Below are 9,344 nucleotides of genomic sequence, written 5' to 3'. Positions count from 1 at the left end.
CCGCGCCGGGGCCGGCCGCCGCCGCGGTGATCACCATCAACACCGCCGTCAACGGCACCCAGCTCATCGGCGGCGGCAATGACCTGGAGATCACCGCCGGCGGCAGCATCACCGCGCCGGGCAGCGGCAGCGGCAACGACGGCGTACGCGAGTCCACGACCGGCGCCAGCATCGGCAGCATCAGCAATGCCGGCAGCATCGGGGCCGCGGACGACGGCATTCAGGTCGACAACAGCGCGATCGTGGCCGGGAGCATCAGCAACACCGGCAGCATCACCGCCGACGGCGAAGGCGTGCTGCTGCGCGGCGGGGCCAGCGTGCAGGGCAGCCTCAGTAATGACGGCCTCATCGCCGGCGGCGACGAGGGCATTCAGATCGCCGGTGCCACCGTGAGCCGGAATATCGGCAACAGCGGCACCATCACCGCAAACGGCGACGGCGTGCTGCTGCTGAGCGCTGCCAGCGTCCAGGGCAGCATCCGCAATGCCGGCAGCATCGAGGCCGATGAAGACGGCGTCAAAGTCACATCGTCCTCCACCGTCGGCGGTATCCGAAACTCGGGCGGCATCACCGCGGGGGACCATGGCATCCGCGTCTGGACGACAAGCGCCGTGGACGGTGACATCACCAACGCGGCGGGCGGTCAGATCACCAGCGGCTACAGAGGGATCTACGTCGACACGAGCACCGTGCAGGGCACCATCGCCAACGCGGGCACCATCGTCGCCGGCGTGGGCGGCACCAGTGGCGGGCAGGGCATCAGCATCGGCTGGGAGTCCAGCGTCGGCGCGGTCGAGAACACCGGCAGCCTGACCGCCGCGGACGACGAGGGCATATTTGTCGACAGCTCCACCGTCGCCAACGGCATCCGCAACGCCGGGGACATCAACGCGATGTGGGGCATCGCGGTCCAAAGCTCATCCGAAGTCAGCGGCGGTATCGTCAACGACACCGGCGGCGTCATCGATGCGGGCGATGTGGGCATCATCATCTCGCGAGGGCGTTGGGCAACCGACTCCACGGTCATCAACGGCGGCGTGCGCAACGCCGGGACCATCCGCTCCAGCAACCAGGCCGGCTACGGCAACGACGGCATCGGCGTCTATGCCGGCACCACCGTCAATGACGGCATCACCAACGCCGCGGGCGGCCGCATCGACACCGCCACCAACAACGGCGACGACGGCATCGCCGTCGAGGGCGGCAACGTCTTCGGCGGCATCGGCAACGCCGGCCAGATCGATTCGGCGAGCGACGGCATTCGCCTCGGCAACAGTGCCAGGGTACGCGGCGCCCTCAACAACGACGGCACCATCCATGCGGCCGAAGACGGCATCCGCATCACCCGGGACGCCTGGCTGGAACAGGATCTGGTGAACGCCGGCACCATCGAGGCCGGGGGGCGCGGCATCGCCGTCAACGCAGTCGGCATCGTCTACGGTAACATCATCAACACCGGCACCATCACCAGCGCCGGCACCGCCATTGAGGTGAGCCTGGCCGACGTCTACGGTGGCATCAGCAACGCGGGCACAGTCACCGGCGGCCTGAACATCCTGGGCGACGACGGCACGGGCCGCGGCATCGACGTCACCAACACCGGCCACATGGACCTCGTGACCAGCACATCCACGATCTTCGGCGACTTCAGCCAGCCCAGCGGCACGCTCGCGATGACCCTGCTGAGCTTCGGCGACTACACCGGCGTGCCGCTGCTCACGGGCGGCGACCTTGTGCTCGGCGGCGAGCTGCTGCTGAACCTGGACCCGGGCTTTGCCTTTTCCGCGCTCGACCGCCTGATGCTCATGTTCGCCAACGGCACCCGCACCGGCACCTTCAGCAACTACGCCGACGGCGACCTGGTCTACGCCTTCGACAGCCGCCGGCGCGTGTATCTGGAGTACACCGCCGACGGCGTGGATCTGTACACCACGCCGCTGCCGGGCACCTGGGCGCTGATCGGGCTCGGGCTGTTCGGCTGGTCCGCCGCGCGCGCCCGGCGGAGAACCCGCGGCGGAGCCCGGGGGACGGACTGATGGCGCGCCAGCCCCGCAAGGCGGACCCGCTGGCGGCGGCCGAGCAGCTGCGCGCGGCGGGCCGGCTCGCCGAGGCCGAGGCGGCCTATCGGCAGGTGCTCGCCACGGCCCCGGGCAACGCCGCCGCCTACCAGGGCCTGGCGCTGCTCGCCCATCAGGTGGGCAAGGGCGAGCAGGCGGCGGAGCTCATGGCCGCCGCGGTGGCGCGAGCACCCGCTGTCGCCGCGTACCGGCGCAACCTCTGCGAGCTCTATCGCCGGCTGGGCCGCACCGACGCCGCCGTGGAGCACGGCCGCGCCGCCACGGAGCTTGCGCCCGCCGACGCCGTCGCCTGGTACAACCTGGGCATTGCGCTGGATGACGCCGGCGATCCGGCCGGCGCGCGGGACGCCTACCGGCGGGCGGTGCGGCACGACCCGCGCCACAACCTGGCCTGGAACAACCTCGGCAGTGTGCTGAATCGCCTCGGTGATGAAGACGCCGCGCTGGATGCCTACCTGCGCGCGGCGGAGATCGACCCGCGGCACGCGGAGGCGCAGAACAACGCCGCCGCCATCCTCATCGAGCGCGGCGAGCTGGACGCCGCCCGCGAGCGGCTGCGCCTCGCCATCGACGCCCGGCCGGACTTTCTGGAGGCGCACCACAACATCGCCACGCTGACCAGGTACCGCGCCGATGATCCGCACTACCTCTTTCTGGAAGGCCAGCTCTGTGCCCGCAACACGCTGAACGGCGAGCAGCGGATGCGGCTGCTGTTCGCCGTCGGCAAGGCGCGGGATGATCTGGGGCTGTCCGACCTCGCCTTCCTCGCGTTCCAGGAGGCGAACCGCCTGAAGCGCGCCACCCTCACGCACAACGAGGACCACGCCGAGCGCCTGTGCGCGGCGCTCAAGGCCGCCTCACCCGCCGGCAGCATCCCGTCGCCCCCGCCGAACAGCGATCCGACACCCGTGCTCATCGTCGGCATGCCGCGCTCCGGCACCACGCTGCTGGAGCAGGTACTGTGCAGCCACCCGCGGGTGTACGGCGCCGGCGAGCTCAGGGACTTTGTGGACGTGGTGCGCGAGCATCCGGCCACCGGTGAGCCGGTGGACGTCGCGCACTGGCTGCCGCGGCTCACCGAGGAGCACTGCCGGGAGATCGGCGCAGAATACCTGACGCGCCTGCGCGCCCACGACGCCGATGCGCTGCGCATCACCGACAAGATGCCGGGCAATTATCACTACCTCGGCCTCATCGCCCGCTGCCTGCCCGGCGCGCGCATCATCCACAGCATGCGCGACCCGATGGACAGCTGCCTGTCCAACTACACGCGGCTCTTCAACGACACCATGGAGTTCGCATACGACCTGCAAGAGCTCGGCCGCCACTACAATCGGTACATCGCGCTGATGCACCACTGGCAGCAGGTGCTGCCGCCGGGCATGCTGCTGCACCTACCCTACGAGGCCATGGTGGCGGACCTGGAGACCCAGGCGCGGCGGGTCATCGCCCACATCGGGCTCGAGTGGGACGACGCCTGCCTGCGCTTTCACGAGAACCGTCGGCTGGTGCGCACCGCCAGCGTCGCCCAGGTGCAGATGCCGCTGTACCAGAGCGCCGTGGCCCGCTGGCGCGCCTATGAGCGCCACCTGGCACCGCTGCGGGCCATCGTCGGCGACGATTACCCCCACGGCCTCGGCGCCACTGGGCCTTGAGCCGGATCAGCCGGCGTCGGCTCCGCGGTCATCGGGGCCGCGCGGGGTGGCGGCGTCGCCGGCCGCCGGGCCCGGCAGGTCGAACAGCTCCCACAGCGGGACTTGGAGCGACTCCAGGGTGACGAAGCAGAGCGGCTCGTCGGCGGCGAACACGGTGCCCTTGTCGTAGCCGTCGGCCCCCAGCAGGAAGCGGATGGCATAGTGCTCCAGCGGATCGACCACCAGATACTCGCGCACCCCAGAGCGCTCGTAGAGTGCCTTCTTGTCGCGCAGATCCCGGGCCGAGCTGCCGGGCGAGAGGACCTCGACGATCAGGTCCGGCGCGCCCTCGATGTGCGTCGGGGCGATCTTGGCGGCGTCGCACACCACGAGGATGTCCGGCTGGACCACGTCTGACTCGGAGAGCTTGACGTCCGTCGGGGCGACGAAGGGGCGACAGGACCGCCCCCGAAGCTGCTGCTCGAGCCGGCTGGACAAACGCAGAACAACCTCCTGATGCCTGATCGAGGGTGCCGGCGACATGGCAAAGGCCGCCCCGCCGATCAGCTCCCAACGCTCGCCCTCGGGCCAGCGGCGGTAATCGCTCCAGGTGAATCCGCCGGCGGGCGGCACGAGGGCAGGCATCGAGATCGGGAATCTCCGGTCAGAGGGTCCGGCGGCGCCGAAAGCCGTCGCTGCGAGCGCCGCTTGCGGCACGTCACCAGCGCACGCGGGAGGGAAACCGAGGCTCGCCCGACGGGGCAGCAACGCCGCCGCTCAAAGCAGACATGCGTCCGAGTCTAGGCACGGGCGCGGCGCAGGGCAATCGGCGTCCGGCGGCGGGTTTGGTCGCAGCACGGGCTAGCGTTGCGGCTCGGTGCTCGCCGCGCAAGCCGCCTTCGGTCGGCGCCATGTCCGGGTCCCCACAGAACCGAGACTAAAGCGCCCTGGCCGCGCGCCGCCGCCGCGCCTGACCCCTCGCCCCTGCCCGGCAGGGGATGCCAGCCGCCCTCGAGGGGCGGCTTCTTTTGCGACACCGCTCCTAGGGCCGCGAAGAGCCGGTGGCAGGTCTCACACCTGCGCCCAAATCGCCTCGCCCTTGCAGGCGAGGACCGACCCGGGAATCGGTGCGGTCGACGTTCTGCGTGAGATGCCATCCAACTGCCGCATGCCCTTGGAGGGCATCTCGAAAAAATCGAGGTGCCCGTGCGCTGCAGGACGACCCGCCATTTCTCAAGCGCCCAAGCGCTTGAACAATGGCGCGAAGCGGAAACCGCCGTTTAGCTTCGCGTCGTGAAAAATTGCCGCGACGGCAATTTTTCAAGGTCTCCTTGAGAGCCTCGCATGCGCTGTCTCCATGCAGCGCGATGGCGCGAAACAGGAAGCGCGCGTCCTTGCCGGGCCACGTGTCCGGCTGATTGTAAGTTGAATTGACAATCAGCCTTATGATCGCCAGCATCCGAACGCATGCTGATCCCCCGCACCGCAGGCAAGACCCTCGCCGAGCTCGCACGGAGCTACCCCGTGGTGGTCGTCACCGGACCGCGCCAGTCCGGCAAAACGACCCTGTGCCGGGCGACTTTTGCGGATCGGCCCTATGCAACGCTTGAGGACCCGGACCAGCGACGCTTCGCGCTGGAGGACGCTCGCGGGTTTCTGGCGCAGTACCCGGACGGCGCGCTGCTGGACGAGGTGCAGCGCGCGCCGGAGCTGCTGTCATACCTCCAAGGCATGGTGGACCGCGACCCGCAACCGGGCCGATTCATCCTGACCGGCTCGCAGCAGCTCGACATGATGGCCGGCGTCTCGCAGTCTTTGGCCGGGCGTGCCGCACTGCTGACGCTGCTGCCGTTCAGCTACGCGGAGCTGCCCCGAAAGCTCGCACCGGTCAGCATCGACGACCTGCTGGTCCGCGGCCTGTATCCGCCGATCTACGATCGCGGGCTGGACCCGAGCCGTTGGTATGCCAATTACGTTCAGACCTATCTGGAGCGAGACCTGCGGCAACTGGTGAACGTCCGCGACCTGTCCAGCTTTCAGGTCTTTCTGCGGATGTGCGCCGGGCGTAGCGGACAGCTCTTGAACCTGTCCGGCCTCGCTGCGGACTGCGGCATCAGCCACAACACCGCGAAGGCATGGCTCTCGGTGCTGGAGGCCAGTTTCGTGCTCATGCAGCTGCGACCGCACTTCCGCAATTTCGGCAAGCGACTGATCAAGACCCCAAAGCTGTACTTTCTCGATCCTGGGCTCGCCGCTTGGCTGCTGGAGATCCGCGCGCCGGCGCAGCTAAGCGCGCACCCGCTCCGCGGGGCACTGTTCGAGGGCTGGGTCATCGTGGAGCTGCTGAAGGCCAGGACGAACGCGGGCCTGCCATCCAATCTGTATTTTTGGCGGGACCGCGGTGGGCTGGAGATGGACTGCGTGATGGATCGGGGCACCGACCTGGTACCGGTGGAGATCAAGTCTGGTCAGACCTTGGGCGGCGACTTCTTCACCGGCTTTGAGCGCTTCGCGGCCTTGGCAGCGGAGGCCGCCGCGCCGGGCTGGCTCCTCTACGGCGGCTCGCAGATGCAGCAGCGCCGCGCGGCGACGGCGCTGCCTTGGACACAGATCGCCCAATTGGCTGCGCTCAATCGATAGCGATCAGAGCCGGACCACGCCAAGGAGAAGCAGATTATTGGCCGCCAGAAGCGGGGCGGTTCCAGTGCATCGCAGCACAGACACGGGGTCAGGTCTCACATTGCAGCACACAGACACGGGGTCAGGTCTCACATTGCACACCTCTGCTCGCGGCAGTCTGTTTCGCGGCGGTAACGCCTTCTGCACAGACACGGGGTCAGGTCTCACATTGCACACCTCTGCTCGCGGCAGTCTGTTTCGCGGCGGTAACGCCTTCTGGAGGTCGGCAAATTGCGAGACCGCTGCGGCTGGAGTTTGCCGGCGCGCCGCCGCCGTGTCCGGCTACCGGCGCTTCGTCGCCGCGGGCATCGGCGCCGCCCGCCCGTGGCAGGGGCTCAAGAGCCAGATCTACCCAGGCTCCGATCAGTTCGTTGAGAAGTTGCAGGGGTGGATCGACCCAAAGCGCTCGCTGCGGGAGGTGCCGAAACGCCAGCGCCGCGCCCCGGCCAAGCCGCTGTCCGAATATGCCGCCTGCTGCTCAGACCGCGACCGGGCGATGGCAGAGGCGTACCGCAGCGATGCCTACAGCATGCAGACCACCGCCGGTTACTTCGGCGTCAGCCGGCTGACGGTGAGCCGCGCGGTCAAGCGCGACGAGAAGGCCGCCGTTACATGTGAGACCTGACCCCTAGTCTGACCTGACCCCTAGTCTGACCCCTAGTCCGCGTTACATGTGAGACCTGACCCCTAGTCCGTGACCCCTAGTCCGCATGGAAGGGTGAAGGCGCCGCCCTACCGCGACGATGCGACGCGCGACGTCTATGAGAGCCAGTTTTGAGGATCGATTCTTGCCGTCAGCGCTGGCTCGACCGAGATCGGCACGCGCCCCCTGATACTCATCCGTGGGTTTGTACTCGGGGTCGGAGCAAGGGCACGTGCGCCGCTTCCCAGCGCTGGGGTCGGCGATGGCCGAGGCGCGGATCGAGGGCGATGGGCACGGCAATTTCGTTGTGCTAGCCTGTCGAGCAGCTTACTGGGTAAGAGGTTGGGCCGCTCATGCCGACAGTCACCGTGTCCGACAAAGGTCAGGTCGTCATCCCCGCTGCCATTCGCCGCCGACTCGGCCTGGTGCCGGGCAGCAAGCTGGATTTCGAGATGGAAGGCGACAGCATCCGCGTGCGTCCGCTGAAGTCGATACCACTGTCCCGGGTCGAAGACGGCTACGGCATGTTGCGCTGCGACCTTGCCGGCGAGCGGCGATTGGCGGATTTCGATGTGGCCGAGGCGATGCGGGCCGAGGACGATGATCGCCCTTGACACCAACATCCTCGCCCGTTTCTACGTCGACGACCCCGGCGACCCGGAGGCCGCCAAGCAGCGCCCGATCGCGAGGCAGATCCTGACCGAGCGCCCCAGCCTCTTCGTCCCGCTGACGGTGGTGCTGGAGTTGGAGTGGGTTCTGCGGGCCTTCTATCGCTTCGAGACGGCGCAGATCGTCCAGGTCTTGGAGCACCTCCTGGGCCTTGGCCACGTCAACACCGAGGAGTCGGAGCGCATCGCCGCCGCCTTGCCACTGGCCGTGGCCGGGATGGACTTCGCCGACGCCCTGCACCTGGCGGGCTCTCAGCACTGCGAGGCCCTGTACAGCTTCGATGATCGGCGCTTTGCCCGTCGAGCCAGCAGGCTCGGGAGCGTCGTACCGGTGGTCGTCCCGACATTGGAGTAGGACCGCAGCGACCGTGACGAAGGAGACAACTGAGCGCATGCAACGAGACGGATTCGCATGGCTCCACCTGACCGATCCGCACTACGGGCTCAGCGGGCAGGACTGCCTCTGGCCCAACCTCCGCCAGCCCTTTCTGGACGACATCGCCAAACTGCACGGGCGTTGCGGCCCCTGGGATGCCGTGCTGTTCACCGGCGATCTGGTGCAGTCCGGCCAGGCGCAATAGTTCAGGGCGATGCAGGAACAGGTGCTGGACCCGCTCTGGCAGCGGCTGGAGGAACTGGGCGCGGGGCACGCAAAGCTGATCGCCGTCCCCGGCAACCACGATCTCGTCAGACCCGATCCGCAGAAGACATGGGGTCAGTGCGGCCTGGCAAGGCCGCGTGTTCCAGCGGGTGGAAGGCCCGCCTGGGTAATCGTGAGCCGCGAGCCCAGTATCGAGCCTTGCAGCGTGGACAGTAACGGACACGTCGATGCGTAGGCCAGAGCAGCAGGCGAGGGGCAAAGGTAACGGGTGAAGCCGACCCTGAAGGTGTTGAGCCCCGAAAATTTCGGTTGGTGAGTGCCGACGGTTTTGTCCCGCCGGTAGGCAACAATGCGTGTCGCGCTCTGGCGAGCGGCACGGATACTCCCCGGGGTCCGAGGCCGTGTCGAGCCTGACATTGAGAACACGCGGTAACCAGGGAGATCCGCGCATCGGTCCGCGGGAAGCGGGCACCCGCGAACGTTGTGCGCAGCCCGCCGCCAACTGGCCAGCCGCCCGCGTCAGCGGCGGCTGGCCAGTTGGCGGTCGGGCTGGCGCAATGGTTAGCGCATCCTCGCAACATAGAATGATACTTGGTGTGCGCGTCTTACTTTATCGCATTGTGCGCCAGAGTGCTCTCTACGCAAGAATTAGCGAGCGCGATACGGGGTCAGGTCTCACATTGCACACCTGGGCTCGCGGCAGTCTGTTTCGCGACACGGGGTCACGCGACACGGGGCCAGGTCTCACATTGCACACCTGGGCTCGCGGCAGTCTGTTTCGCGACACGCGCGACACGGGGTCAGGTCTCACATTGCACACCCGCGACACGGGGTCAGGTCTCACATTGCACACCTGGGCTCGCGGCAGTCTGTTTCGCGACACGGGGTCACGACACGCGCGACACGGGGTCAGGTCTCACATTGCACACCCGACACGGGGTCAGGTCTCACATTGCACACCTGTGCTCGCGGCAGTCTGTTTCGCGGCGGGAAGGCGTTCTGGAGGTCGGCAAATTGCGAGACCGCTGCGGCTGGAGTTTG

8 protein-coding genes are annotated in these 9,344 nt (G+C 67.9%); 7 read left to right on the top strand and 1 reads right to left on the bottom strand.

All coding sequences use genetic code 11. The features are described from left to right. Together QZ607_RS25145 and QZ607_RS25140 are read left to right on the top strand one after the other, a co-directional pair. Positions 1 to 2,036: PEP-CTERM sorting domain-containing protein (locus QZ607_RS25145; RefSeq protein ID WP_295888846.1), on the top strand; the 2,036-nt coding region annotated here is incomplete at its 5' end. Next, positions 2,036 to 3,733 carry a sulfotransferase gene (locus tag QZ607_RS25140; RefSeq protein ID WP_295888843.1) on the top strand — a complete coding sequence of 566 codons (1,698 nt, stop codon included), beginning with the start codon at positions 2,036 to 2,038 and terminating at the stop codon, positions 3,731 to 3,733. The genes QZ607_RS25145 and QZ607_RS25140, both read left to right, overlap by 1 nt. Positions 3,734 to 3,739: 6 nt before the next feature. Here QZ607_RS25140 and QZ607_RS25135 read toward each other — a convergent pair whose 3' ends face one another. Then, complete coding sequence (locus QZ607_RS25135) at positions 3,740 to 4,357, bottom strand: Uma2 family endonuclease (protein ID WP_295888841.1); 618 nt, start codon at positions 4,355 to 4,357, stop codon at positions 3,740 to 3,742. An 825-nt stretch (positions 4,358 to 5,182) separates the two neighbouring features. Here QZ607_RS25135 and QZ607_RS25130 point away from each other — a divergent pair. The 5 genes from QZ607_RS25130 (at position 5,183) to QZ607_RS25110 (ending at position 8,283) form a co-directional block, all read left to right on the top strand. Beyond that, on the top strand, positions 5,183 to 6,352 hold the full coding sequence (locus QZ607_RS25130) for an ATP-binding protein (protein ID WP_295888850.1): 1,170 nt from the start codon (positions 5,183 to 5,185) through the stop codon (positions 6,350 to 6,352). Positions 6,353 to 6,665: 313 nt separating this feature from the next. Then, entirely contained in the window at positions 6,666 to 7,016 is a 351-nt protein-coding gene (locus tag QZ607_RS25125) for a hypothetical protein (protein WP_295888837.1), read from the top strand. 371 nt (positions 7,017 to 7,387) lie between these two features. Continuing rightward, positions 7,388 to 7,648: an AbrB/MazE/SpoVT family DNA-binding domain-containing protein gene (locus QZ607_RS25120; protein ID WP_295888835.1), complete on the top strand. Its 261-nt coding sequence runs from the start codon at positions 7,388 to 7,390 to the stop codon at positions 7,646 to 7,648. Further along, complete coding sequence (locus QZ607_RS25115; protein ID WP_295888832.1) at positions 7,635 to 8,057, top strand: type II toxin-antitoxin system VapC family toxin; 423 nt, start codon at positions 7,635 to 7,637, stop codon at positions 8,055 to 8,057. The genes QZ607_RS25120 and QZ607_RS25115 overlap by 14 nt, the downstream gene beginning before the upstream one ends. A 37-nt stretch (positions 8,058 to 8,094) precedes the next feature. Continuing rightward, positions 8,095 to 8,283, top strand: coding sequence for a hypothetical protein (locus tag QZ607_RS25110; RefSeq protein ID WP_295888829.1), 189 nt, complete (start codon positions 8,095 to 8,097; stop codon positions 8,281 to 8,283). Positions 8,284 to 9,344: the final 1,061 nt, after the last annotated feature.

This window comes from uncultured Thiohalocapsa sp. (genome assembly GCF_913063425.1).
Classification (GTDB): domain Bacteria; phylum Pseudomonadota; class Gammaproteobacteria; order Chromatiales; family Chromatiaceae; genus Thiohalocapsa.
This window is presented reverse-complemented; position numbering and strand designations above follow the sequence as displayed.